18 protein-coding genes and 5 tRNA genes are annotated in these 24371 nt (G+C 60.4%); 4 read left to right on the plus strand and 19 right to left on the minus strand.

Annotation, left to right across the window (positions count from 1 at the left end; genetic code table 11):
• Positions 1 to 181 precede the first annotated feature (181 nt).
• From ACKUTP_RS01995 to rpsF, 8 genes are all read right to left on the minus strand, one after another.
• On the minus strand, positions 182 to 877 hold the full coding sequence (locus ACKUTP_RS01995) for an NUDIX domain-containing protein (RefSeq protein ID WP_195568396.1): 696 nt from the start codon (positions 875 to 877) through the stop codon (positions 182 to 184).
• A 21-nt stretch (positions 878 to 898) separates the two neighbouring features.
• Positions 899 to 2203: a phosphoribosylamine--glycine ligase gene (gene purD / locus ACKUTP_RS02000; RefSeq protein ID WP_409063442.1), complete on the minus strand. Its 1305-nt coding sequence runs from the start codon at positions 2201 to 2203 to the stop codon at positions 899 to 901.
• 118 nt (positions 2204 to 2321) lie between these two features.
• Positions 2322 to 3608 carry an adenylosuccinate synthase gene (locus ACKUTP_RS02005; protein ID WP_022094075.1) on the minus strand — a complete coding sequence of 429 codons (1287 nt, stop codon included), beginning with the start codon at positions 3606 to 3608 and terminating at the stop codon, positions 2322 to 2324.
• Between the two features lie 93 nt (positions 3609 to 3701).
• Positions 3702 to 5099, minus strand: coding sequence for a replicative DNA helicase (gene dnaB / locus ACKUTP_RS02010; protein WP_117778659.1), 1398 nt, complete (start codon positions 5097 to 5099; stop codon positions 3702 to 3704).
• A 218-nt stretch (positions 5100 to 5317) separates the two neighbouring features.
• Complete coding sequence (gene rplI / locus ACKUTP_RS02015) at positions 5318 to 5857, minus strand: 50S ribosomal protein L9 (protein ID WP_055310293.1); 540 nt, start codon at positions 5855 to 5857, stop codon at positions 5318 to 5320.
• 15 nt (positions 5858 to 5872) lie between these two features.
• Entirely contained in the window at positions 5873 to 6139 is a 267-nt protein-coding gene (rpsR, locus tag ACKUTP_RS02020; protein WP_006235829.1) for a 30S ribosomal protein S18, read from the minus strand.
• 72 nt (positions 6140 to 6211) lie between these two features.
• The gene (locus ACKUTP_RS02025) at positions 6212 to 6667 is read right to left on the minus strand and encodes a single-stranded DNA-binding protein (RefSeq protein WP_409063443.1); all 456 of its coding nucleotides are present in this window, start codon (positions 6665 to 6667) and stop codon (positions 6212 to 6214) included.
• 48 nt (positions 6668 to 6715) lie between these two features.
• Positions 6716 to 7009 carry a 30S ribosomal protein S6 gene (gene rpsF / locus ACKUTP_RS02030; protein WP_006235831.1) on the minus strand — a complete coding sequence of 98 codons (294 nt, stop codon included), beginning with the start codon at positions 7007 to 7009 and terminating at the stop codon, positions 6716 to 6718.
• A 504-nt stretch (positions 7010 to 7513) separates the two neighbouring features.
• Here rpsF and ACKUTP_RS02035 point away from each other — a divergent pair.
• The 4 genes from ACKUTP_RS02035 to ACKUTP_RS02050 all read left to right on the plus strand — a co-directional run bounded on the left by ACKUTP_RS02035 (position 7514) and on the right by ACKUTP_RS02050 (position 10054).
• Positions 7514 to 7604: transfer RNA gene (locus tag ACKUTP_RS02035), tRNA-Ser, on the plus strand.
• Positions 7605 to 7652: 48 nt separating this feature from the next.
• A tRNA-Ser gene (locus tag ACKUTP_RS02040) sits at positions 7653 to 7743 on the plus strand.
• Positions 7744 to 8112: 369 nt separating this feature from the next.
• A complete protein-coding gene (locus ACKUTP_RS02045; protein ID WP_229065363.1) occupies positions 8113 to 8802 on the plus strand; it encodes a trimeric intracellular cation channel family protein in 690 nt (229 codons plus the stop codon).
• 106 nt (positions 8803 to 8908) lie between these two features.
• Positions 8909 to 10054 (plus strand): hypothetical protein, encoded by a 1146-nt coding sequence (locus tag ACKUTP_RS02050; protein WP_409063444.1) that lies wholly within the window; start codon positions 8909 to 8911, stop codon positions 10052 to 10054.
• Between the two features lie 192 nt (positions 10055 to 10246).
• On the opposite strand, the gene ACKUTP_RS02055 is transcribed toward ACKUTP_RS02050, so the two are convergent.
• The 11 genes from ACKUTP_RS02055 to gyrA all read right to left on the minus strand — a co-directional run bounded on the left by ACKUTP_RS02055 (position 10247) and on the right by gyrA (position 24349).
• Positions 10247 to 11938, minus strand: coding sequence for a SpaA isopeptide-forming pilin-related protein (locus tag ACKUTP_RS02055; RefSeq protein WP_409063445.1), 1692 nt, complete (start codon positions 11936 to 11938; stop codon positions 10247 to 10249).
• Positions 11892 to 15620 carry a Spy0128 family protein gene (locus ACKUTP_RS02060; protein ID WP_409063446.1) on the minus strand — a complete coding sequence of 1243 codons (3729 nt, stop codon included), beginning with the start codon at positions 15618 to 15620 and terminating at the stop codon, positions 11892 to 11894. The genes ACKUTP_RS02055 and ACKUTP_RS02060 overlap by 47 nt, the downstream gene beginning before the upstream one ends.
• 422 nt (positions 15621 to 16042) lie before the next feature.
• Positions 16043 to 17881 (minus strand): translational GTPase TypA, encoded by a 1839-nt coding sequence (gene typA / locus ACKUTP_RS02065; RefSeq protein WP_006235837.1) that lies wholly within the window; start codon positions 17879 to 17881, stop codon positions 16043 to 16045.
• A 117-nt stretch (positions 17882 to 17998) separates the two neighbouring features.
• Complete coding sequence (locus ACKUTP_RS02070) at positions 17999 to 18448, minus strand: hypothetical protein (protein WP_089572580.1); 450 nt, start codon at positions 18446 to 18448, stop codon at positions 17999 to 18001.
• A gap of 30 nt (positions 18449 to 18478) precedes the next feature.
• Complete coding sequence (locus ACKUTP_RS02075) at positions 18479 to 18868, minus strand: hypothetical protein (protein ID WP_409063447.1); 390 nt, start codon at positions 18866 to 18868, stop codon at positions 18479 to 18481.
• Positions 18869 to 19369 (minus strand): bifunctional nuclease family protein, encoded by a 501-nt coding sequence (locus ACKUTP_RS02080; protein WP_118238245.1) that lies wholly within the window; start codon positions 19367 to 19369, stop codon positions 18869 to 18871.
• 158 nt (positions 19370 to 19527) lie between these two features.
• A tRNA-Ile gene (locus ACKUTP_RS02085) sits at positions 19528 to 19604 on the minus strand.
• 4 nt (positions 19605 to 19608) lie between these two features.
• A tRNA-Ala gene (locus tag ACKUTP_RS02090) sits at positions 19609 to 19684 on the minus strand.
• Positions 19685 to 19751: 67 nt separating this feature from the next.
• Positions 19752 to 19828: transfer RNA gene (locus ACKUTP_RS02095), tRNA-Ile, on the minus strand.
• A gap of 179 nt (positions 19829 to 20007) precedes the next feature.
• Positions 20008 to 21165, minus strand: a complete 1158-nt coding sequence (locus tag ACKUTP_RS02100; RefSeq protein WP_409063376.1) for an IS110 family transposase — start codon at positions 21163 to 21165, stop codon at positions 20008 to 20010.
• A gap of 499 nt (positions 21166 to 21664) precedes the next feature.
• Positions 21665 to 24349 (minus strand): DNA gyrase subunit A, encoded by a 2685-nt coding sequence (gene gyrA / locus ACKUTP_RS02105; RefSeq protein ID WP_409063872.1) that lies wholly within the window; start codon positions 24347 to 24349, stop codon positions 21665 to 21667.
• Between the last annotated feature and the right edge of the window lie 22 nt (positions 24350 to 24371).

A 24371-nucleotide genomic window follows, 5' to 3' on the forward strand; every position in this document is an offset into this window, starting at 1 on the left:
GTCCCAACAAACATAACGCCGATGTTCTAGCAACGTCAGCGAAAACGTCCCTAAGCGAGCAAGGTGTCTTGAAAGAGGAGCGACGCGTACTTCGGTACGCGAGCGACGATTGAAAGGCAGATTGCCGCTTAGGGGCGTTTGCAGCGTCGACTCGTTACGCGGTTTGGTAAAACCGCGTAACCTAGAGCTCCGTGCCCCCAAGGCGGTGTGCGATGCTGTCGCAGGCCAAGGCGCCCACGACGGTCTTGGCGTCTTCGATCTTGCCGTCGAGTACGGCGTCGATCAGCTCATGCAGCGGCACCAGGTCCACGTTGACAAACTCGTCATCATCGGGGTTGGGCGCATCAAACTCGAGCTTGGTAGCCAAGTAGATGTGGATAATCTCATCGCAAAAACCACAGGACGTGACAATCGACGTCAAAAAGCGAATGCGACCAGCCCTAAAGCCCGTCTCCTCATGCAGCTCGCGCTTGGCGCAATCGAGCGGGTCCTCGCCTGGATCGAGCTTGCCGGCGGGAATCTCGACCGTCACGCGGTCGATGGCGGTGCGGTACTGACGCACCAGTACGATCTTGCCGCTCTCGGTCAGTGCCACAACAGCCGCCGCACCCGGATGGCGAACGATATCGCGGGCGCTGCGGCGACCGTTGGGCAGCTCAACCTCAAGACGGTGGACGTCGAGGATCTTGCCCTTCCAGGCGCACTCCTCCGAAAGAATCTTCTCGTGCAGCTCGGCATCGTGCGGGTCGTCATCGCCCAGCACCAGCGCCGGCTCGTCAGCGACCTCGCCACCAGGCTCGCCCTCGGCGTGCCCATACACGCGGCTGTCCTCTTCGACGATCTGCGCGTCCACGAGCTCTTCGTTCTTCTCGTCCATCCGTCTCATTCCTCTCGGATTTTAGGCATCCCAGGCGTCGCGGCCGCGCAGCGCGCGCAGGCCGATGTCGTGACGCAGGGTCTTGCCCTCAAAATCAATCTTCTCGCAGGCCTCGTAGGCAAGGTTGCGAGCGTTCTCGAACGTGTCGCCCAGAGCGGTCACGGCAAGCACGCGGCCACCATTGGTCACGAGCTGGCCGTCCACCACGGCGGTGCCCGCGTGGTACACGGTCACGTTCTCCATGGCCTCGGCATCGGCGATACCGGTGATGACCTTGCCCTTCTCGTAGCTGCCGGGATAGCCCGCGCTCGTCAGGACAACGGCCACGGCCCACTCGTCACGCCAGTCGAGCTCAATCTGATCGAGCTCGCAGTTGGCACAAGCCAGCATGACCTCGACCAAGTCGTTCTTAAGGCGCGGCAGCACGACCTGCGTCTCGGGGTCGCCAAAGCGGGCATTGAACTCCAGCACCTTGGGGCCGGCAGGCGTGAGCATAAAGCCGCCGTACAGGCAGCCGCGGTAGTCGATACCCTCGACAGCGAGCTCGGCCACGGTCTGCTCCATGACCTTCACCATCGTGGCGTGCTCCTCGTCAGTCACGATGGGCACCGGGCTGTAGACGCCCATGCCACCGGTGTTGGGGCCCTTGTCGCCCTCGAGCGCGCGCTTGTGGTCCTGCGAGGTGGCCATGGGGCGAACGGTCTTGCCGTCGGTAAAGGCCAGCAGCGAGCACTCGGGGCCAACGAGCATCTCCTCGATAACCACGGTGTTGCCGGCATCGCCAAAGGTGCCGCCAAAACACTCACGCACGGCCTCCTCGGCCTGCTCAAGTTCGGTCGCCACGATAACGCCCTTGCCCGCGGCAAGGCCGTCGGCCTTGACGACCAGCGGGGCGCCCTGCTCGCGCACGTAGGCGAGAGCCGAAGCCTCGTCGGTAAACGAACCATAGGCTGCCGTCGGAATGCCCGCACGCTCCATGAGCTGCTTGGAGAACAGCTTAGAGCCCTCCATCTGGGCGCCCTCGGCACCCGGGCCAAAGCAGGGAATACCCGCCGCGCGCACGGCGTCGGCCACGCCCGCCACGAGCGGAGCCTCGGGGCCAATTACCACGAGTCCGCATCCGTGGCTCTGAGCAAACGCCGCCACGGCCGCAGGATCGCAGTCGTCGAGAACAACGTTCTCGCCACAGCTCGCGGTGCCGCCGTTGCCCGGCGCGATGTAGAGCTTGCCGGCGCGCGGTGATGCCGCGAGCTTAGCTGCCAAAGCATGCTCACGGCCGCCGCTGCCCAACAACAGGATGTCGATGGTTTGAGTGTCCGCCTTCAAGGGTGCCTCCTCTATGGATTAACGGCCCGCTCCGCGCGAGCCCTTTGCAAGCAAATATACCCCTCGGCCGCCCGCTTGGGCTGCAAAGGGGTATATCGCAATAACCAAATAGCCCCGATTACTTCCAGAATCGGTTGATGATCTGCTCGCGACCAGCGCCAACGCCAATGAACGTCACGCGGGTGTGTGCCAGATCCTCGATAAACGCCACGTAGTCCTGAGCCTCCTGCGGCAGCTCGTCAAAGCTGCGGCAACCGGTGATGTCGCACTTCCAGCCAGGGAGCTCCTCGTAGATGGGCTTGGCATGCTCAAAGCGCACCTGATGCTCGGGCACGCTGGTATAGCGCTCGCCATCGACGTCGTAGGCCACGCACACCTTGATGGTGTCGAAGGCCGAAAGCACGTCGAGCTTGGTCACGGCGATGTCGGTGAGGCCGTTGACGCGCGAGGCATAGTTGGCGATAGGGCCGTCAAACCAGCCGCAACGACGACGGCGACCGGTGGTCACACCGTACTCATAGCCCTCCTCGGTCAGCGTGTGGCCAGCCTCGGACTCATAGGAAAGCTCGGTGGGCATGGGGCCCGAACCGACGCGGGTGATATAGGCCTTCATGACGCCCAGCACGCGGTCGACGTTCTTCATACCGACGCCGGAGCCGGTGATGGCGCCGCCGGCGGTGCAGTTGGAAGACGTCACGTACGGATAGGTGCCGTGGTCGATGTCGAGCAGCGTCGCCTGGGCGCCCTCAAACAGCAGGTCCTTGCCCTCATCGATCATGTTGTTGAGCAGCAGGCTCGTCTCGGTGATGTAGGGACGCAGGCGCTCGGCCATCGGCAGGTACTCGTCGCAAATCTGGTCCACGGTGTAGGTGGGCAGGTTGTAGATGAGCTCGAGCTCGGGGTTCACGCGGGCGAGAGCGGTCTCCAGCTTGTCGCGGAACAGCGCCTCGTCCAGCATGTCCTGCATGCGAAGGCCAATGCGGGCCATCTTGTCCTGATAGCACGGACCGATGCCGCGCTTGGTGGTACCGATGTTCTTCTTGCCGAGCTTCTGCTCAAAGGCGCCATCCAGATCAATGTGGTACGGCATGATGACATGCGCGTTGCCGCTAATCTTGAGGTTCTTGGTGGTGATGCCGTCGGCCTCGAACATGTCGATCTCCTCAAGGACAACCTTGGGGTTGACGACGCAGCCGTTACCGATCACCGACACGTGGTCGGAATACATGATGCCGGAAGGCACCTGGTGCAGGCCGTACTTCTTGCCGTTGACGACGATGGTGTGACCGGCATTGTTGCCGCCCGAGTAGCGCACGACGGCATCGAAGTCGCCGGCGACCAGGTCGCAAATCTTACCCTTGCCCTCATCGCCCCACTGGGCACCGACCAAAACGGTTGACGGCATGTTTACTCCTCACATTCATGGACTGTCTACGCGCCACGCCGGCACGCAGAAGCACAAAACATTCCCAGTATACCCGTGCAACGGGCGCCTGTCCTACTCCTCGGTATGCGCCCCATCAAGCTCATAGAACTTGGTGGATGCCGGCAGGAACATCAGGTCGACGTCACCGATCGGGCCCGAACGGTTCTTGGCCACGACGATACGCGTAACGCCCTCGTCGGGTCGATCGTCACGCGAGGCCTCGGCCTCATCGGCGGAGCGGTCCAAGAACATAACGATGTCGGCGTCCTGCTCGATGGAGCCCGATTCACGCAGGTCGGACAGCTGCGGGCGCTTGCCGGTACGGGACTCGACCTGACGCGACAGCTGCGACAGCGCAATGAGCGGGATCTTAAGCTCCTTGGCCATGATCTTTAAACCACGCGACATCTCGGAGACCTCGACGGTACGGCTCTCGGAGCGACGTCCCGGCGGAGGACTCACCAGCTGCAGGTAGTCCAGGATAATGATGGCCTTCTCCTTGTTGTGGAGCATGCGGCGGCTCTTGGCGCGGATCTCGGTCACCGTGGTGCCGGGCGTATCGTCAATCAGAATGTCGAGCTTAGACAAGGTCTGCGTGGCCTCGTTGATATTGGCCCACTGCTCGGGGCTAATGCGGCCCGTACGGAAGTCGCTGATCGAGATCATGGCGTAGGCGCAAATCAGGCGCTGGGCAATTTCCTTGCCCGACATCTCCAGCGAAAAGAAACCGACGGTATAGCCCGCAGCGGCGGCATTCAGCGCCAGGTTCAGAGCGAACGACGTCTTACCCACGGCAGGGCGGGCGCCGATAATGATGAGCTGGCCCTCGCGGAAACCCATAAGCATGCGGTCGAGCGACGGGAAGCCGGTGGGCACGCCCGCGGCCTGTCCACCGGCCTTACACACTTCCTCTGCCTCGTTATAGGCCTCGACCATAAACTCGGTCAGTGTCTTATAGCTCGACTTGACCTCGCGCGCCGTGACCTTGAGCAGCTTGCTCTCGGCCAGCTCCACGACCTCTTTGGTGTCGGTAGGGGCGTTATAGGCCAGCGCGTTGATCTCGTTGGTGGCACCGATCAGCTCGCGCAGCATCGAGTCGCGACGGACGATGGCGGCATGGTGCTGCCAGTTCACGAGCGACAGGGTCTGACCCATCAGCTCCAAAATGTAGGCCTCGCCGCCCACGGCATCAAGCTTGTTGATGCTGCGCAGGTAATCGATCAGCGAGATAGAGTCGATGGGAATGCGGCTGTTGTACATATCGACCATCGCGGTGTAGATGGTCTTATGAATGGGCCGGTAGAAGTCATCGGGCTGCAGCTCGACCTGGGCCTCCTCGACCACCTCGGGCGACAGCAGCATGGCGGCCAGTACATTGGCCTCTGCATCTTGGTTTTGAGGGAGACCCAACTTGGAGCCACGGTCCTCGACCGTCAGCCCCGTCTCCCTATCGTCGTATGCCATGAGCATCCTCATTCATATCGCTTGCGAGCATCCATAGTATCAGCCACAACCCCAAAACGGGCCGCGCCCCGGCAATCATCACCGAACGAAACGGATGAACGGTCCCGCATTTGGGACTTCACCGCAACGCATGCCATGGCGCTCGCTAAGCGTAGAAAACAAAAGGGCGCCCTGGTCTCCCAGAGCGCCCTTCTTAGAACAAGATTGTTGCGTTGCAGCAAATGCTACTCGGCAGCAGCCTCAGTCTCGACCTCGGCGGTCTCGGCCTCGGCGACCTCAGCGGCCTCCTCAGCCTCAGCCTCGGCAGCGAGCTCCTCGGCGGTAACGCCAACGAGAACGACAACCTCGGCCTTGATCTCGCGGTACAGCGAGATGGCAACGGTGTGGGCACCGGCAACCTTGATGGGCTTACCGAGCTCGACGCGCTTGCGGTCGATGTCCATACCGAGCTGAGCCTTGATGGCGTCAGCGATCATAGCGGCGGTAACGGAGCCAAAGAGGATGCCCTCGTCGCCGACCTTGACGTCAACGGTGACCGTCTTGCCCTCGAAGGCAGCCTTGGTCTCGTTGGCGGTAGCCAGACGGACGGCCTCGCGCTTGGCGATGTTGTTGCGACGCTCGTCAAGCTGCTTGAGGTTGCCCTTGGTGGCGGCAACAGCGAGCTTCTTGGGGAACAGGAAGTTCTCAGCGTAACCCTGAGCGACCTCTACGACGTCACCCTCGCCGCCCTTGCCCTTGATCTCATCGAGAAGAATAACCTTCATGACGCGTCTCCCTTCTTAGCCGCGGTCGCGGTTGCCACGAGAGGAAACCACGGGGACGGTGTACGGCAGGAGAGCCATCTCGCGGGCGCGCTTGATGGCGTTGGCGATGTCATGCTGATGCTGCGTGCAAGCGCCAGTGACGCGACGGGGCTTGATCTTGCCACGGTCGGTCATGTACTTACGGAGAAGCTGAGTGTCCTTATAGTCGATGAACTCAGTGTTCTCCTTGCAGAACTGGCAGTACTTACGACGCGGCTGACGTGCAGAAAAATCATTAGCCATGTCAAAATACCTTTCGTTTGGCAACTTCGGCGAACCGAAGCCGCCTCTCACTCAAAAATAGGTGAACAGCCCTTAAAACGGGATGTCCTCATCGTAGACGTCGACCGCGGGCGGCGCAGCCACCGGTGCGGCAGGACGCGGTGCGGGCGCTGCAGGGGCTGCGGGGGCGTAACCGCCCTGATCGTAGCCACCCTGGCCACCACGGGAGCTCATAAACTCGATCTCATCGACGATGACTTCAAGCTTGCTCCGGCGCTGGCCGTCGCGCTCCCAAGAGCTGTAGCGCAGCTTGCCCTCGATCGCGACCTTGTTTCCCTTTGCCAGGAAACGGCTCACGGCCTCGGCGCGCGTGCCGAACATAGTGCAGTCGACAAAGTTGGGATAGTCCTCCCACTCGCCAGTCTGCGGGTTGCGGCGACGATCGTTCACGGCGACGCCAAAGGACAGAACCTGGGTTCCGCCGGCGGTGGCGCGCAGCTCGGGATCACGCGTGAGGTTACCGGTGATGTTCACTCGATTGATGCTCATAACTCACTACTTCCTCTTGGGGCACAAGCCCAGTCCAAAACGACAGTCTTACTCCTGGTCGTCGCGACGGACGATCATGTGGCGGACCACAGCGTCGGTGATGCGCAGGACGCGATCAAGCTCGGCGATCTGGGTAGGATCTGCGTGGAAGTTGATGAGGGTGTAGTCACCATCGGTGAGGTCGTTGATCTCGTAGGCGAGCTTGCGCTTGCCCCACTCGTCAACGGAGTCGACCTTGCCAGCGCCCTCAGCGATCGTGGTATCGATACGCTTCATAACAGCGAGACGAGTCTCGGGGTCGAGCGACGGGTCAACAAAGAACAGCAGTTCATAAGCCTTCATATTGTCACCTCCTCTGGGCAAATGTGGCTTCAGGTCGTGAAGGTGCGCCTGAAGCAGGAAAAGACTTGGTAATAATATCTTTCAACCTCCCAGGCTGCAAGAATGTTCAGCTACAACCTCATGACCTCCACATATGCCCATACTCGCACGACGTTTCATGCGCATTCCAACCAAATGCTGACCAAAAGCTTGACGGATCTGTGGACAAGATACGGTGCCGTGAGGACAAGCTGAGCCAAGTCGCAGGTCAACGGGCGCATGGTTGTGGTCACAAAATGCATACCAGTGGCCCACAGCACCACCCAAAGATTTTTAAATTCATTGCCAAATCGCTTATAAATACCCCTTTTGAACAATTGAGTTGATCAACTACGCTGGTCGGAAGCCGTTTTTTGGCATCTCAAACCCCGCTGCAACGCCAAGCGCGGCCAAGCGTTTTAAAAAATGCCAACTTTTCTGTTTGCACTTTGCGATTCCTCGTGTATACTGACTTTCGCATTTAACGGAGAGTTGTCCGAGTGGCCGAAGGAGCACGATTGGAAATCGTGTAGGCGTCAAAAGCGTCTCCAGGGTTCAAATCCCTGACTCTCCGCCAGTTAATTCCAAAGCAGGCCTTCGAGCCTGCTTTGTTTTTACCCCACGCGGAGGGGTGGCAGAGTGGTTGAATGCGGCGGTCTCGAAAACCGTTTGGCCTGTATAAGGTCACGAGGGTTCGAATCCCTCCTCCTCCGCCATTTTGGTTGAAAAAGCTCCCGAGAATGGGAGCTTTTTTGTTTTGAGTCCCCAACAAGCAAACACGGCGGAGGAGGAGGGATTCGAACCCGCCAGGGCCCGGAGCGTAAAGAAAACGCGCCCGTGGCGCGTTTTTAGCGCAGCGCGGTCGGCGCAAGCCGACCGGATAAATTTTGAGCGGAGCTCAAAATTTGGACATCCCTCCTATTCGACCACGCCCCCATCGCGTTCAGCATCAACCCGGATCCCCAAACATGGAACCTATGACCGTACCCAGTCCCGACCGTTTGCCGAGCAATAGGGTCGCAATCGGCGCCGAACATGTACTATGTACGGGCATTGTCTAAACCCGTAACTCAAAGGACCCCATCTTGCCCGTTGCCGCCGCTATGATCGTTACCGCACACGCCTCGGATGCCATGGTTGCCATCCCGTTTTGGCTCGAGATGTTCGCCGTCGTCGCGGCATCGATCTCGGGCGTGTTGGTCGCACGCGAGCACAAACTCGACCTGGTGGGCGCCGTCGCGCTCGCCGTGGTCTGTGGACTGGGCGGCGGTCTTTTGCGCGATATGACGCTGCAGGTGGGCAACGTCTACATCCTCAACCAACCGATGGCGCTCCCGCTCTCCATCGCCACCGCGGCCATCATCTACATCTTCCCGGCAATCGTCGACAAGCCCGAAAAGCTCATTCCCCTGCTCGATATCATCTCGGTGGGTATTTATGCGGCAACCGGCGCAGACAAGGCGCTGGTCTACGGCTTTGCGCCGGCGGTGTGCATCATGATGGGCTTTTTTACCGCGGTGGGCGGCGGCATGCTGCGAGATGGTTTTATGGGTGTGGTGCCGGGTATCTTCCAACGCACCAACTTCTATGCCATCGCGGCCATCGCCGGATCGGCAAGCTATGTTTGCCTTGTCATGAGCGGCTTGGTCAGCAATGTCGTCGCACTGGTCGTTTGCGTCGTGGTGACCATGGGACTACGCTGGCTGTCGCTGCGCTTTGATATCAAAAGCCCCACCGAGGATGACATCGCACGCTTTTTGCACCGCAAAAAGTAGGTGGCGCGGGCTCATCCTTCGAAATGCAACCGAGAGGTTCTTTTAGAGCGCCCACGCGTTGGGTACCCTGTTAGGTGCATGTCGAGCATCTGACGAAGGATTCACTATGCCCTGTAATCAATTCCCGTCGACCCAGCGCCGTAAAGCGTGGGGCCGCATCACGATCTTATTCGCGCTCATCGCTCTAGCGGTCACCGCGCTTCCCACGGCGTCGTTCGCCGGCACGGACACCGCAGGCAACGTACTTGCGACCGACAATGACGCCAATTCGTCCGGCGTCGAAGGTGACCTGTACTGGGCAGGTCAGGCCCTCAACTTGGACGATGCGTCCATCGGTCGCGACATAATTGCAGCAGGCGAGAGCCTCTCCATCCGCGACTGCACGGTGGGCGGCGCCGTCCGCTTGGCGGCACGCACTATCGATATCGCCAAGACCACGGTTGATGGCAGCGTCACGGTCGTCGGTCAGCACGTTGTGCTCAATTCCGACAGCACCGCCAACTGTTTTTACGCGATAGGCGAGACGGTTGCCCTGCGCGGCTCTACCAAGTCGGCAGCGCTTGCGGGCGACACGGTGACCATCGATGGCACCGTCGAGGGCGATGTCGAGGTTTGGGCCGACAAGCTCATCCTGGGCAAGAACGCCCACATCACCGGCACCGTGAACGCGCACGTCTCCGAGGACCCCGAGCGTGCCGCAGGAGCCGAGGTAGGCGCGCTCAAGATCGACCGCACCGAGAACGAGGATACTTCCACCGTTAACGATGTCATCGGCGGTATCGTCGCCGCGGCACTCTCGACCTGCTTTGTCGCTCTGCTGCTCGAGCTCGTCTTTCCGCGCGCGACCGCCAGCGCCGCCGGCATGCTCCACCAGCGCCCCATGCCCCTGTGGGTGAGCGGTCTTCTGGGCACGATTGCTATCGTCCCCGCCGTCCTACTGCTAATTATCTCTATCGCTGGTCTGTCGCTTGCCGGAGCCCTCTTGTGCGGCGTTATCGGCATCGCGTTGGTGTCGAGTGCCTTTGCGGGGTGCGCGATCTCCCGCATGGTCGGACACAACCAAAACCGCTACGCCATGGCAGCCGTGGGCGGCGTAATCGCAGGCGCCCTCACGGGGCTTCCCCTCGTAGGTGACTTCATCAGCGGCGTAGCCTTTGTCTTTATGCTCGGCTACGTTATCCAGATCATCTGGCGCAACGCCCACCTCAAGCCGCAGCAGCCGGCTAACATGCCAGGACTCCCCACCGCTTAGCCACCAACCACCACAAAGGTGCCAGGTTACTTTGCACCAACAAACGAAGCGGGGCACTCGGTCATGTCGACCGGGTGCCCCGCTTTTCTTGGAGGGTTCTCTAGTAACTTTTTCAAAACCAATGACCATCAGGTCGGTAGGCCTGTGCGTCACTCGCTACGGAGGCAGTACGCCATTGAGCAAGAAGGGCAATTATTTTTCACGGCGACCTCCTCCCCGCTTGATGACGAGCGCGACAACAATAGCCACCACTCCGATGGCAGCCAAAACCGCCACCAGTACCAACGTTCTATCTCCCGTCGAGGGCATAAAGCCTCGACCTGCTTCTTTGCTTGGGGTGTTGAGCACCGACAGCTCAATCGAACCCGTCCTGGCATCGGCGGTATCAACCCGCAGAGGGTTTTCGACCGATACGGTCACCTTGGGCTTCGCGGTCGCCACTTGTTTAACGTCCAGACCCTCAGCCGCAACCGTCACCGTACGCTTGCCCTCAAAGGCGGTGTAGCCCTTGGGTGCCGCGATTTCCTCGACGGTATAGACACCCGCGTCCACACCGCTCAATTCCACATGGCCATCCGCGTCCGTGGTGATGCACGCGTCGGCATCCGTCGACCACGAGCCGTCAGTCGTTAGGATGCGGCCGCGGTCGTCGATGATGCGCAGTTTGGCACCCGCGAGCGGCTTATCGTCTGAGCTTGAGCGCTTGATCAGACTGAGTCCCCAGGTGTAGGCGCACGCATCGTCGCTCGGCGTGCGGGTGAAGCCGGCGTCGCCGGACTGGTCGGCGAGGGGAGAGCGCGGGTAGCGCAGGTACACCTCGTTGGGGTTGCCCTTCGCGATGCCGTGGTTGCACGCGCCGTTGAGCGGCGCATTGTACACGGCGACCACGCGGGCGCCCGCGGTGAAGGCGTCGGCCCCGCCGAGCGCGACGATCAGGTCGCCGGTGCGCACGGTGAAGGTCTTGCCGTCGGCCGCTACCTTGGTGGCGCACTGGGCCGTGATGTCGGTCCAACCCTTCGCGGGCTCGGTGCCGGCGCGGCCGTCCCTGACGGCCGAGACGGCGTCGAAGCCGCCGTCCGCGCCCGCCGCCGCGTACACGCGCATGCTCGCGGCCACCTTGGAGGGGTCGAGCCCCGCGCTCATGGTGTCGACGAACCGCACCGTATAGGTGTCGTAGGCCGTGAGCCCGGCCGGGACCGTGGCCGAGAGGCGCCAGTACAGGTCGTCGGCGACCGTGGCGTCGGCGGCCTTCTGCCAGGCGGCGGTGCCGTCCTCCAGCACGTGCTTGGCGACCTTGGGGGTCGCCGCCTTGGGCTTGACGGTGACGGCGCCACCGCCCACCAGGGCCATGATCGGCGCGGTGCCGGCCTCGCCCTGGTCGATGGCGTCGTCGTCGGCGACGATGAGCCAGTAGCCGCAGGGCAGCTCGGCCGCCATACCCGCGTTGAGGGGAACAGAAGCGGCACCTGCATTGCAAATCGCACAGGCGAGCCTTGCCGCCAGAGCGGTCGACATATGTCCGTCGGCATTCAGCCACTCGGCAGCCTCTTGCGCCGTCGATGCCGAGCTATCAAACCCCGCATCATAAAGAACGGGAAGGACAGCCTGACGAGCTGCATCGCTCGCCCACGCCAAGTCCGTCGCGACCTTTTGATCGGAGCCGGCTTTATCGGTAACAGTTGCCGAAAAGAGCTGGTATGCATCGTATTGCGTCGCGACGTCGCCGCCAATCGTGATGGCTCCGGCATCGGCAGCACGGGCCGTCTCGGGCGACGCTGCAAAAGCGAGGATAGTCGTCATGGCCACCATCATGACGGTCAACAAGCGGCGGTGCAGTTTACTCACGGCGACCATCTCGATCAAGACCACGGTGGCGACGAGCATGCATCCACGTCGCGGCAAAACACAACAGCGAAGCGCCGGCAAGATATGTCATAGTCAAGCCAGCCCCGCCCGCCTCAGGTAGCGTAGTCGAGTACTTGTTGGTAAAGGTCGGCGGATTCTGAGAGCCATCGTTATAGGTAACTAGGGCGTCGAGCTGGTCCGTGCCATTAGTTACCTTAACCGTGACGTTGTACACGGTCCTGTCATAGGTGATGTGATCTTTAACATGGTCGACGGCGCCCTCGGGCTCGACCTCGGAGATGGTGTAGGTATAGGTTCCCGCCTTGTTGTACTTGACGTCAAAGGAGACATTTCCCTTGTCATTATTAGTCACCGTCTGGAGCACCTTGCCCTCGGCGTCCTTGAGCACGAACGAGAACTGCCCCGCCTTGAAAGTGCCACCTTCAAGCACTTTCTTTGCTTTAATAACCGCAGAGCCCGTTAGGCGATTGTCGTAGATCCAGATCTCGTCCTTTTTGTCATCGCCGATGATTTCGGAGTCTTTGACGATGCTCTTCGCTTTATTGAGCTCAGTTTGATACTCCTCATCGTCAGCATTACCCTTAAGCATGATCCACGTGGGCGCCGCCGCGGCATAGCCGTCAGGCGCTTTCGTCTCCACGAGCTGGTAAAGCACGCAATTTACCATCGCCTTGTCTTCTGCGCCAAACGAGATTTTGCCGTTGGCGTCGGTGGGGGCGGCTTCAAACTTAGTCCTTGCATTCTCGATACCCACCGTTGCAACCTGGTCCATATTCACGCTGTAGAGCGTAAACTCCGCACGCTCGAGCGTCGCACCGACCTGCTGGGCGTCATACTTGGTCATCGTGATGCCGTAGCCGTTGCCACCTGCGCTGGCAGAAGCTTTTTTAATTTCCCATGTTTGATCATCAGTCGCAGAACCGTCCTTCACACCCGTAAGCATGGCGGTATTGGATAGAGGAACCTTGTTGCCAGGGATTCCGGTCGGGATAACCTCATACTCGACCTGGAGGTATTTCTTGTCGGGTACCTTAAGCGTCAACTTCGTACGCGAGCCAGTTTCATCCTTGACCTGCTCCACCTTCGACGAATAGTCCTTATCAGCCAGCGGTGACCAGGCACCATACACCCACTCATAGACCTTAAGCGTCGACGGCACCAGCGTGCACTTGGCATCCATGGTATCGACGAGCTCAAGGAAGTCGGTGCCGTTTTTAAGGGCAACGGCAGACTCGTTAACAAGAATGGTGTACTTAATGCGGTTGCTACTACTGACCTGTTCACCAGTCTTTTTGATAACGTTGTTCTTGATGGTGACGGTGCCACTGCCGGATTCGAACTTCTTGCTTCCCGACTCGGCGCTGGCCTTGTTGGCGAACTTCACCTCGTTTGTGGAGGTATCGAGCTCACCGCGCTTGACCGCCGTCTTGTACGTGAGCTTTGCGTAGCCGGCATAGCTTTCAAGCTCAGTCGTGGGGATGGAGAAGGTGACCGTATTGCCGTTGCGGCTGACGTTGTCGGCGGCGAGCGTCCGACCCGTAACGACCTCCTTGGCCTCGCCTCCGCGATGAAGCCCCGTATGTTTATCATAGGGGTTCTGCACGAGCGTATACTTTGCGGAATTCGCAACATAGCTCATACCATCCGGAAGGCTATCAACGATATTCAGCGGTTTCCCGCCCAGCTTTCCAGCTCCATAGTATTCGAACTCGCCATTTGCGCCCTTATTACCCTTTTGGCGGTTTGCATACACCGTCCAGTCGACAATCCAGGCGCCCTTCTCATCCGAGCCGTCAACGGTATGCCAATCGAAGTTCTCGACCCAAGACACCTTCGACTCCGTTTCCGGCTTCTCGACCGCGGGCGCCGTTTCTTGGTTGACAACGTACTTGACGGGTTCGGTGAACGGCCACTGTAGTCTCAGGCCCGGTGCTTCGACCGCTGCGAAGTTTGAGTACCAGCCCGACAGCGCTTCTGATGTGGTGTCGTAGGTGATAACGGCGTAGTCCTCGTTCTCGAGAGCGGCTTTCACGTTGTCGGTAACGATGATTTTGAGGTCGTAGTTTTTCTTTGTTTCATTACCCGGATAGCTGGTCGTTGGTCTCCAGTCGGTGCCCGGAACCAGCTTGGTATTGCCGATTTTAATGGTAATGGAGCTTTCGTCGACACCAAGCTTCTGCGACCATGTCGACTGAAACGTGTCCTTCACCGTCACCTCGCCTGGATGGGCCGCATTGACGATCGCCTTCAGCGCGACCTTCGTCTCCCACGTCGCCCTGCCCGTCGTCGCCGCCTCATCGTATCTCACGAGCCTCTTGGCGATCGGCACAACACCCGTCAGCTGCGGCGTGAAACTGCCATCATCGCTACCGGAAACGGAGCCTCCGCGCTCGATGGCCGCGCTGTTGCGCACAGTGTCGTACGAGCTCGTGTCGTTCATCTTGGTGTGATAAACGATGCAGTAGGTGGCGTACTTATCCTCAAGGTTGTTCGGGAACGTATAGGAAAAGGAATTATCCTTAGGTTCAAGTTTTCTTTCACAAATCTTGACTCCGCTCGCCTCCGAGTCGCCTTTGTAAACCGTAAAGTTGCCCGTATACGTCTGTTTTCCGTCCAGATTATCAGTGAACATGTAGCCGCTCATGTCGGCCTTGAGCTTGCCTTGGTTGAGCTTGACCGTCCACTTGATGTCCGACGGCGTGCCTGAGCCATTGGACTTCTTGATCATGTCATAGCCGAATGTAACAGGCTCAGCCGTAGCTGTTCTGTTATCGCTGTCGCTTGAGCCAGCCCAATTCCACGTTGCCGTATTCTCAGCTTTGATCAAATCGCCGCCGTTCGCGGCAACGCCGCTCTTCAGCACCGTATCGTACGTGATCGTGTGGTTGCCCTGGGAAAGGTTGCCCAGGCTGTCGAGGGTTACGACCTGGCCGTCGATCATCGGCTGGGAGTCAAGCTTCTTGCCGTCGAGCTTGAAACTGTCGTTCACAAAGCCGAAGTTGTCGCCCAGCGTATCAGTGAAGCTAACGTCCGTAGCATACGACTCTACGGTAAGCGTAACAGTCCAGGTAACCTTGGCCACGCCATCTGCGCCCTGGGAGAAGGTCCCCGACTTCGTCCCCGTGACTTTGCCGTCCTTGGTAGGGATTTTGATCGTTCCCACACCAGGGAACACGACAGATGCGCTGCTGCCTGAGCCGGTGCCCTTGCCTGCAAGCTCGAACGAGAAATTGGCTCCGACATAAATCTCCGCAGGGTTTGACGCAAGCCAGTTTTTGTCAAACGCAAAGATGACCTTATTGTCCTTAATCTTCCACGTGCCAGCCTTGGCGGCAGTGGCTTCCGGACCCTCCATGAGGTCGCCGCCGTCGTTGTCGTCAACGACAATGGTGTCGGGCAGCTTATAGACAGCGATGTTCTTCTCGGGCGTAGGCGCCTTGCCGCCTTTGAATTGTGCCGAGAAAGCTCCATAGAGCGTCGAAGTGGACGTTACGGGATCCTCGAGCTTTTGAGTGTGGTGCTCATCGGTATACAGCCTGACATCAACCGTCGCCGTATCCCCATCGATCGCAATCGGATCGGGCTTCGCAACGTCATCGGCGCGCACGGGGGATGCGCCGTGAAAAACTGCGGCGGTGAGGCTAATCAAAATGAAGATCAGGGCCGCCATACCAAGCGACCGCGAGCGGTGTGCGTCCATAGTTGTCCCTTAATTCCTACAACACAGTGTGGAATACGGCGAATCGTCGGATCGAACACAAGCCCCAACATCTACGAGAACCTACCTAGCGCATTGCAAGAACCCATTGGGGGCAACTTCTAAGACGGTTCGTCTATGCCACAATGCATAAAATACAATATAGATAACAGTCATGTAAACCGCTGGTAAAGAGGTCTTTTAATGTAATACCAGTTGATATTTATCTGTTAACGGTTTTGTATCAAAGCGGTTATATCCTGTGGAATTATGTATATGTTTAAACAACTTTACTTTGGCTGGAAAGCCGCTCGGGGGATAACCTCCTCCACCGTGGTGCAAAGTAACCTGTCCCCTTGCACCAAAAAGGGCGCCGACCATTGCGGTCGACGCCCTTTCTTGTTAGTCGCTATAAAGCCCAGCGCTTATTTGTTGACCTGGCCGGCGCGGACGGCAGCCTTCTTGCGGTCGGTGGCGTTGAGCAGACGCTTGCGCAGGCGGATGTTCTTGGGAGTGATCTCGACCAGCTCGTCGTCGGCGATGTACTCCAGCGCCTCCTCCAGCGAGAAGGTGCGGGGCGGCACCAGCTGGACGGAGATATCGGAGGTCGAGGAACGCTGGTTGCCCAGGTTCTTGGTACGGGCGATGTTGACGACCATGTCGCCGGCCTTGCTGCGCTCGCCCACGATCATGCCCTCATAGCACTCGGTGCCCGGCTCAACGAACAGCTGGCCGCGCTCCTGCAACGTGCCCAGAGCGTAGGCGACGGCCTTCTCGGTGGTCATAGAAATCATGGCGCCGTTCTGACGGTTGCCGATCTCGCCGGCATAAGGACCATACTCCAGGAAGGTGTGGTAGAACACGCCCTCGCCGTGGGTGACGTTCATGATGCGGTTCTTAAGACCCATGATGCCGCGCGTCGGGATTTTGAACTCGAGGTGCGTCACGATGCCCGAGGTGTCCATGCTCGTCATGATGCCGCCGGAGGTACCGAAGACCTCAACGACCTTGCCCGAGTACTCGTCCGGGCACTCGACGACGGCCTGCTCGACAGGCTCCATCTTGTTGCCGTTCTCGTCCTTCTTAAACAGAACGCGGGGACGGCCGACCTGGAACTCAAAGCCCTCGCGGCGCATGGACTCCATCAGGACGGACAGGTGCAGGATGCCGCGGCCAGAGACCTCGACGCCGCTCTTGTCCTCGAGCTCCTCGATCTTCATGGTCACGTTGTTCTCGGCCTCGTTGAACAGGCGCTCCTTGAGCTGACGGGCGCCCACGATGTCGCCATCACGGCCGACGAGCGGGGAGGTCGAAGCCTCAAAGACGATGGACAGGGTCGGCGGGTCGATCTCGATGGGCTCGAGCTCGACAGGGTTCTCGGGGTCGGTGTAAACATCGCCGATATCGGTGCGGTCAATACCCACGACAGCGGCGATATCGCCGGCGCCGACTTCCTGGCACTCGGTGCGGCCCAGGTAGTCGAAGGTAAAGAGCTGCTTGACGGTAGCGGTGGCGCTGGAGCCGTCGTTCTTCACAACCAGAATCTGGTCGCCCTGGTGGATGGTGCCAGAGTACACGCGGCCGATACCGATGCGACCGACGAAGTTGGAGTGGTCGATGGTCACGCACTGCATGGCCAGCGGGGCGTTCTCGTCAACCTCGGGCGCAGGCATGTCGTCGATGATCATGTCGAGCAGCGGGTACATGTCCATGTTGCCGTCGTTGGGGTCAAGGCGGGCAAAGCCATTCATGGCGCTGGCGTAGACCACGTGCTCCATGGCGAACTCAAGCTGGTCGTCGGTGGCGCCCAGGTCGGCCATGAGGTCCAGGCAGTCGTTGTAGGCCTTCTCGGGATTGGCGCCCGGACGATCGATCTTGTTGATGACGATCATGATCTTAAGGCCGGTGTCGATAGCGTGACGCAGCACGAAGCGGGTCTGGGGCATGGGGCCCTCAAAGGCGTCGACCAGCAGCAGGGCGCCGTCGGCCATACGCAGCACGCGCTCGACCTCGCCGCCAAAGTCGGCGTGGCCCGGAGTGTCGATGACGTTGATCTTGACGTCCTTGTACTCGATAGAGATGTTCTTGGCGAGAATCGTAATGCCGCGCTCGCGCTCCTGGTCGTTGGAATCCAGGACGCGGTCCTCGACCTGCTGGTTGGCACGGAAGGCGTCCGTGGCACGCAGGAGCTTGTCGACCATCGTCGTCTTGCCGTGGTCGACGTGGGCGATGATGGCGATGTTCCTCAGATTGTCTACGCGCATGTAGTTCCCCTATCTTCTATCTATATACAACCGGCACGCGTATGCGACCCACCCAGCAACGCAACGCTCGGCGGGAATATTGAGCCTTTTACCGAAAACTCGTTTATTTTAGCGATTTTAGATGAGAGGGGTTTCCTCACCTGCAGGTTCAGGGTCGCTCCACATAAAACCATCGCCGGCGCCCATGCCCTCATACAGCACATATGCCGAAAAACCACTCTCGAGCGTGGTTTCGAAGAAGCTCACGAGCAGAGCATCGTGATAGCCGCCGTCAATCTCGACGCAGCCGGTGTAGCCGATGGCATAGCGAGCGATACGGCCCAGGCCCTCGTCCTTAAGACCCATCTTGTGCTCGGAGATAAAGTTGGTGGCCGCCTCGAGGCACGCCTCTTCGCCATCCTCATCGAGCGCCGCCAGATAACGGTTGGAAGCGGCGTCCTCAATTGCCACGACCACGCCAGGGTTTTCACCGGCGGCAAGGTCGTCCAAGAACGCGCCGATCAGATCGCACACCATGGCGTCGAGCTCGGCGGAGACGTTACCGGCGTCCTGCATATCCTGTGCCATCTTTAGACCTTCCCATCGAGTCTGGCGTCGTTACAGTTCTTGTGCCTCGGCGGCGATCCTGGCGGCAGCGTCGCGGGCGCGCATCATGTCCGCTGCGCGCTTGTCGAGCACCTTGATCTGACTGGTCAGCATGACCGCATCGACCACGCCCCAGATCACCAGGCCCGTAGAGATCGAAAACCCAAGCGCACCAACTGTACCACGAAGGCGCGAGCAGATTGCCGCAACAAGGGCGGAGATGACAACCATCTTGATAAACGAGCCGCGGCGTTCGCGAAGCGTGCGGGCCTGCGTCACATAGGCAATGCGAGCCGCCTCAGAAGCCTCCGAGCGCATCTGGGCCTCGCGGACGATTGCAGCCGCCTCAGCCGACATACCGCCGGCCATCAGCGAACGCTCCGCAGCCTGGACGCCCCGCATTTAGAAGTCATCGGGGGAGAGCGTATGGACGAACTCGTCGAACTTCTCGAACTCCTGCTCGTCGTCGACTTCCTCGGCGTGGGTAGAAACAGTGCCCAGGCGATTCATGATGTCGTCCTCCACAAACATGGGGGCATTGCTGCGCACGGCAAGGGCAATGGCATCACTGGGGCGGGCGTCGATCTTGCGCTCGTCACCATCGGCCAGTACGACGATCGTCGCGTAGAACACCGGCGGCTCGGCGCGAACGATCTCGATGCGCTCGAGCTTGGCGCCCAGGGCGCCAACAGTATCGAGCAACAGGTCATGGGTAATCGGGCGCTCGGCGCGGCCGCTATCGATGCCGCGGCTGATGGCAGCGGCTTCAAACGAACCAGTCTGAATGGAAAGGGAACGCAGCGGCGCGGGCGAGTCCGATTTGCTGCAGCGCTCGCGAAGCACGATAAGCGATGGCACGGGACCGGCGGCCATGACGATGGTCTCTATGTCGACACGAACCATGGAACACCTCCGGTACGTAGCGGTTAACACGCGGCAGTCCGCCGCATTGAATAGCTATACTACCCAATCTTTCGCACAGCACACAAAACCAAAATGAGATTTATCGCAGACAAGAAAAAAGCCCCGAGGCAATGCCCCAGGGCTCTTCACAGTTTTGATGGTGGACCTGACAAGATTCGAACTTGTGACCTCCCGGTTATCAGCCGGACGCTCTAACCAACTGAGCTACAGGTCCATCATGGTGGAGGTTAGGGGGATCGAACCCCTGACCTCAGGCTTGCAAAGCCCGCGCTCTCCCAGCTGAGCTAAACCCCCACGGAGACAGTAATAAACACCCCAGCGGCGACTCGGCTCTCGCTGGGGTGTTTATTGCGAAAGAAAGTGGTGGACCTGACAAGATTCGAACTTGTGACCTCCCGGTTATCAGCCGGACGCTCTAACCAACTGAGCTACAGGTCCATCGCGCAAGGGATATATTAGACGAGTCGTTACGCGCGCGTCAACAACTTTTTTGAAAATCTTTGGGGGGTGTTCCTATAGTTTTGTCAACTGGGAAATGCTCTTCGTGCGACCGAATCGCGGCATGCTGACGCCAAGCCATTAGGCCGGTGGGCTTCAGTCTGCTCGGTGCGTTTCGGCTAGGCTGCGTAAGGCACCCTGTCTCGCATGACCGCGTAGATGACCTTCAGTCTCTTTCGCGCCAGCGCCTTGAGCGCCTTGCCGTGCGACATGCCCCGCTCTCGGCACCTGGTGTAGTAGTCGCCCCATCTCCCCTCTGTCCGGGTGAGGCAGTTACATGAGAATATGAGCAGGTTCTTCAGCCTCTTGTTGCCTTGGCGCGATGCCGTCACCGAGGAGATCGAGGTTCCCGACTGGCGGTTGCGCGGCGCCAGGCCGCAGTACGACGCGAGCCTGTCGTGACTGGGGAAGTCTTCGATGTCGATGGAGATCGCAAGCTCGGAAGCGGTTTTGGGCCCGATGCCCGGCACCGTCAGGAGGCATCGGTAGGTATCGTCGCCCTCGAGCAGGGCGGAGATCTCCGCCGTGATCGCCTCGATCTCCGCCGAGTTCTCGGATATCCTGCGCGCGAGCAGTTTCACCGCCCGGTCCTCGGCGGCGACGACCGACGCATCCGGCCTTGTCGAGGAGGTTGTCGAGCGGACGAGGGCCTCGATCTTACCGCGCGCCGCCCCACGCGTGAGCGCCGCCGCCCTGCGGGGCCCGGCGTCGGCTACCGACCAGGCCCCGCCGAGGGATGCCATGAGCCTCAGCTGGGGCCCGTCGGACAGGTCGACCAGTGCCTCGAAGGCGGGGCACGATTCCAGCAGGATGCTGCGCAGCCGGTTCTTATTCCTAGTGTTCTCGCAGGTCAGGAAGTTCCTCTGGGCGGCCAGCGCCCTCGCCGCCGCAATCGTCGGACCTGGGTCTCCGACCGGCAGGAGCGCGTCGGGGATGCCAAGCGCCGTCTTCGCGATGACCATCGCGTCTCGCTCGTCGGTCTTGGCGTCGCCGGCGAAGAGCCTGGCGGCCCCGTGCGCCGCGAGTCCCGGCAGGTACGCCGCCGACATCCCGGCCGCCCTGGCGCGGGCGAGCGCGAGGGCGCCTATGTTGCGCGACTGGTCGACGACCACGAGCGCATCGGGGAAGCGGCCGAACAGCGAGTCCAGGTCGTCCTCCCTGTTCGCGACGGGGGTGCTCAACAGCACCTCGCCGTCTCGAGTCGCGACGCATGCCCAGTGGGACGATTTCCCGACATCGAGCCCGATGACGGCTTCCGACATTCTAATTGGTGCCACGGTGGTATCCTCCAATCGGTAGGCCGATCGGAACCCCTCCCCGCGACACCCACATTACCTGGCCGTGGCGCTTGCGCCCGGCAGTTTCCTATCAGTCGTCCGGAGCGGCGAGCGCCCCCGGTGGCAACACCCCCCGGGCCCTCTACGGGGCAGGGGCAGACGGCCATCCGGAGGCGCCCGATCGGCGGCCCCTCGGGGCTTGCCCGTATCGTAGGCAATGCGCCGAATGCTCGCCATCGAAATTTATCGATGACCTATTTCAGACTGTAATGGGTGGTCGCTGGGCTGGCGAGATGGTTTTGGTTTGCTGCTCGGACAGTCCTGCGCAAGACGAAGGCCACATTAAGTGGCCTTCTTTGCGTGCGGAACTCGCGACAAACCAAAACCACCTCGCCAGCCCAGCGACCATGGGGTCCCAAGGTTTTCAAAAAAGCGGTCGGCGCGCAGTGCGCCGACCGCCGATATATGGGGTCTGATATTTTCTACCAGCCAGGGCCTCTTACTCGTCGAGGAGATCTTCTGGCATGTCGTTGCCGTCGCCTAGATCGACAGGGGTTTCTTCGGAAGCAGAGCCGTTTTCTGTGGCTTCGCCTTCGGGCTTTTCCTTGGCTGCCGTCATGCGGGCGACAGCGCATACGCGGTCGTTGTCGTCGACGGTCATCATCTTGACGCCCTGGGTGGCGCGGCCGGTCTGGCTGATCTCGTCGGTCTTGACGCGAATGACCGTCGCGCCCTCCGTCACGATGAACAGCTCGTGCTGCGGGCCCACCGTCTTCATGGCCGCGAGGTTACCCTTACGCTCGGTCATTTGAATGGTGTAGACGCCCTGACCGCCGCGATTCTGCTCCGGGTAGTCCGCGACCGGCGTGCGCTTGCCGTAGCCGCGCTCGGTGATGACGAATAGATCGCCGTTGCCGTTAGTGACTTCCATGCCCAGAACGCTCACGCCGTCCTTCAGACCGATACCGCGAACGCCGCTGGTATCGCGGCCGGTGGCGCGCACCTGCTCCTCGGAGAACATGATCGCCTTGCCCGCGGTGGTGGCCAGGATAATCTTGTCGCCCTCGCGCACGCGGCGCACGTTCAGCAGCGCGTCGTCGTCACGCAGGTTGATAGCGATCAGGCCGTCGCGACGGCTGCGGTCATATGCGCTCATCACGGTCTTTTTGACCATGCCGCTCTTGGTGGCAAACATCAGGTACTCGTCGGCCGGGAACTCGCGGCAGCTGATGACGCTCGCGATCTTCTCGCCCTCCTCGAAGGGCAGCAGGTTGACGATCGCGGTACCGCGCGCCTGGCGCGTACCCACCGGCAGCTCGTGCACCTTCAGGCGATAGACCTTGCCCTTGCTCGAGAAGAACAGCACGTACTCGTGCGTGGACGCGATGAACATCTCGTCGATAACGTCGTCCTCTTTGAGGTTGACGCCCGATACGCCCTTGCCGCCGCGCTTCTGGGCGCGGTAGGCAGCCACCGGGATACGCTTGACATAGCCGGTGTGGGTGATGGTCACGACCATGTCCTCGTCGGCGATGAGGTCCTCGACATCCAGGTCCTTCTCAACCTGGCTGATCTCGGTGCGGCGCTTGTCGCCAAACTTCTTGGAGATCTCGCGCATCTCTTCCTTGATGACGCCCAGGATCTTCTCCTCATGCGCCAGCAGGTCCTCGTAGTAGGCGATGGCGCGGCGCAGGCCGTCCAACTCTTCTTGGATCTTGTCGCGCTCCAGGCCGGTCAGGCGGCGCAGCTTCATCTCGAGGATGGCCGTAGTCTGCTCGGGCGTAAAGCCAAAGCGCTCGATCAAGCGGCTGCTGGCCTCGGAGTCGGTCTGCGAGGAGCGGATGATGCTAATGACCTCGTCGATATGGTCGAGAGCCATCAGGTAACCCTCGAGGATATGCGCGCGGGCCTGGGCCTTCTTAAGGTCGAAGCGGGTGCGGCGGGTAACGACGTCGACCTGGTGATCGATGTAGTGCTGCAGCATCTCGCGCAGGCTCAGGCATTTGGGAACGCCGTTGACGAGCGCCAGGTTGTTGGCGCCAAAGGTCGTCTGCAGCGAGGTGTACTTATACAGGTTGTTGAGCACGACCTGCGGAATGACGCCCTTCTTGAGCTCGATGACCAGACGGATGCCCTTCTGGTTGGACTCATCGCGCATATCCGAGATGCCCTCGATGCGCTTGTCGTTGACGAGCTGGGCGATCTTCTCCTGCAGGGTGCCCTTGTTGACCATGTAGGGAATCTCGGTAAAGACCAGGCGGCTGCGGCCGGTCTTGGTGGACTCCACATGTGCCTTGGCACGCACGGTAATGGAGCCGCGGCCGGTCTCGTAGCTCTGCTTAATGCCGGCGCTGCCCATGATGATGGCGCCGGTGGGGAAGTCCGGACCGGGCATGATCTGCATGAGCTCGTCGACGGTGGCGTCGGGGTTGTCGATCAGGTAGCAGGTGGCCTCGATCGCCTCGGTGAGGTTATGCGGGGCGATGTTGGTGGCCATGCCGACGGCGATGCCCTGGCTGCCGTTGACCAGCAGGTTGGGGAAGCGCGCAGGCAGCGCCACGGGCTCGGCGAGCGATTCGTCGTAGTTGGGCTGCCAGTCGACGGTATCCTTCTGCAAGTCACGCAGCAGTTCCATGGCGGGCTTTGCCAAGCGGCTCTCGGTGTAACGCATGGCCGCCGCGCCGTCGCCGTCGATGTTACCGAAGTTACCGTGACCGTCGATGAGCGGCGTGCGCATGGAGAACCACTGCGCCAGGCGGACCATGGCCTCGTAGACCGCGAAGTCGCCGTGCGGATGGTACTTACCGATAACTTCGCCGACCGTCCAGGCCGACTTCTTATGTGGGCGGTTGGGGTAGATGCCGCTCTCGTTCATCGCGTACAGGATGCGGCGGTGCACCGGCTTTAAGCCGTCACGCACGTCCGGCAGGGCGCGCGCCGTGATAACCGACATCGAATACTCGATAAACGACTGCTTCATCTCGCGACCGAACTCCGAAATCTGGAGCTGACCGCCGTTGATATCCTCGCCGGCCGAGGCGCCACGGTCGACTTCGCCAAAGCTCTCCTCGAGCTCGGCGTCGTCTTCCTCTTCCTCATCATCGGCATCGGGGTTATAGGCGTCCGGGTCGCCGTCCTCGCCCTGCTCAGCACGGGCAAGCAGGCGCTTCAGATCATCGGGCATACCGGCATCGCCGGCCTCGCCC

Origin of the sequence: Collinsella sp. wc0529, assembly GCF_046116875.1 — a bacterium.
Taxonomy (GTDB): Bacteria; Actinomycetota; Coriobacteriia; order Coriobacteriales; family Coriobacteriaceae; genus Collinsella.

Coding starts and splice junctions, on each gene's coding strand:
- rpsF (WP_006235831.1), bottom strand. CDS start 7,009: ATGAAGGCTTATGAACTGCTGTTCTTTGTTGACCCGTCGCTCGACCCC.
- ACKUTP_RS02005 (WP_022094075.1), bottom strand. CDS start 3,608: ATGCCGTCAACCGTTTTGGTCGGTGCCCAGTGGGGCGATGAGGGCAAG.
- ACKUTP_RS02075 (WP_409063447.1), bottom strand. CDS start 18,868: ATGCGGGGCGTCCAGGCTGCGGAGCGTTCGCTGATGGCCGGCGGTATG.
- rplI (WP_055310293.1), bottom strand. CDS start 5,857: ATGAAGGTTATTCTTCTCGATGAGATCAAGGGCAAGGGCGGCGAGGGT.
- ACKUTP_RS02060 (WP_409063446.1), bottom strand. CDS start 15,620: ATGGACGCACACCGCTCGCGGTCGCTTGGTATGGCGGCCCTGATCTTC.
- ACKUTP_RS01995 (WP_195568396.1), bottom strand. CDS start 877: ATGGACGAGAAGAACGAAGAGCTCGTGGACGCGCAGATCGTCGAAGAG.
- ACKUTP_RS02055 (WP_409063445.1), bottom strand. CDS start 11,938: ATGCTCGTCGCCACCGTGGTCTTGATCGAGATGGTCGCCGTGAGTAAA.
- ACKUTP_RS02070 (WP_089572580.1), bottom strand. CDS start 18,448: ATGGCACAGGATATGCAGGACGCCGGTAACGTCTCCGCCGAGCTCGAC.
- dnaB (WP_117778659.1), bottom strand. CDS start 5,099: ATGCTCATGGCATACGACGATAGGGAGACGGGGCTGACGGTCGAGGAC.
- ACKUTP_RS02025 (WP_409063443.1), bottom strand. CDS start 6,667: ATGAGCATCAATCGAGTGAACATCACCGGTAACCTCACGCGTGATCCC.
- ACKUTP_RS02080 (WP_118238245.1), bottom strand. CDS start 19,369: ATGGTTCGTGTCGACATAGAGACCATCGTCATGGCCGCCGGTCCCGTG.
- rpsR (WP_006235829.1), bottom strand. CDS start 6,139: ATGGCTAATGATTTTTCTGCACGTCAGCCGCGTCGTAAGTACTGCCAG.
- typA (WP_006235837.1), bottom strand. CDS start 17,881: ATGCGCGTAGACAATCTGAGGAACATCGCCATCATCGCCCACGTCGAC.
- ACKUTP_RS02050 (WP_409063444.1), top strand. CDS start 8,909: ATGCCCTGTAATCAATTCCCGTCGACCCAGCGCCGTAAAGCGTGGGGC.
- gyrA (WP_409063872.1), bottom strand. CDS start 24,349: ATGCCCGATGATCTGAAGCGCCTGCTTGCCCGTGCTGAGCAGGGCGAG.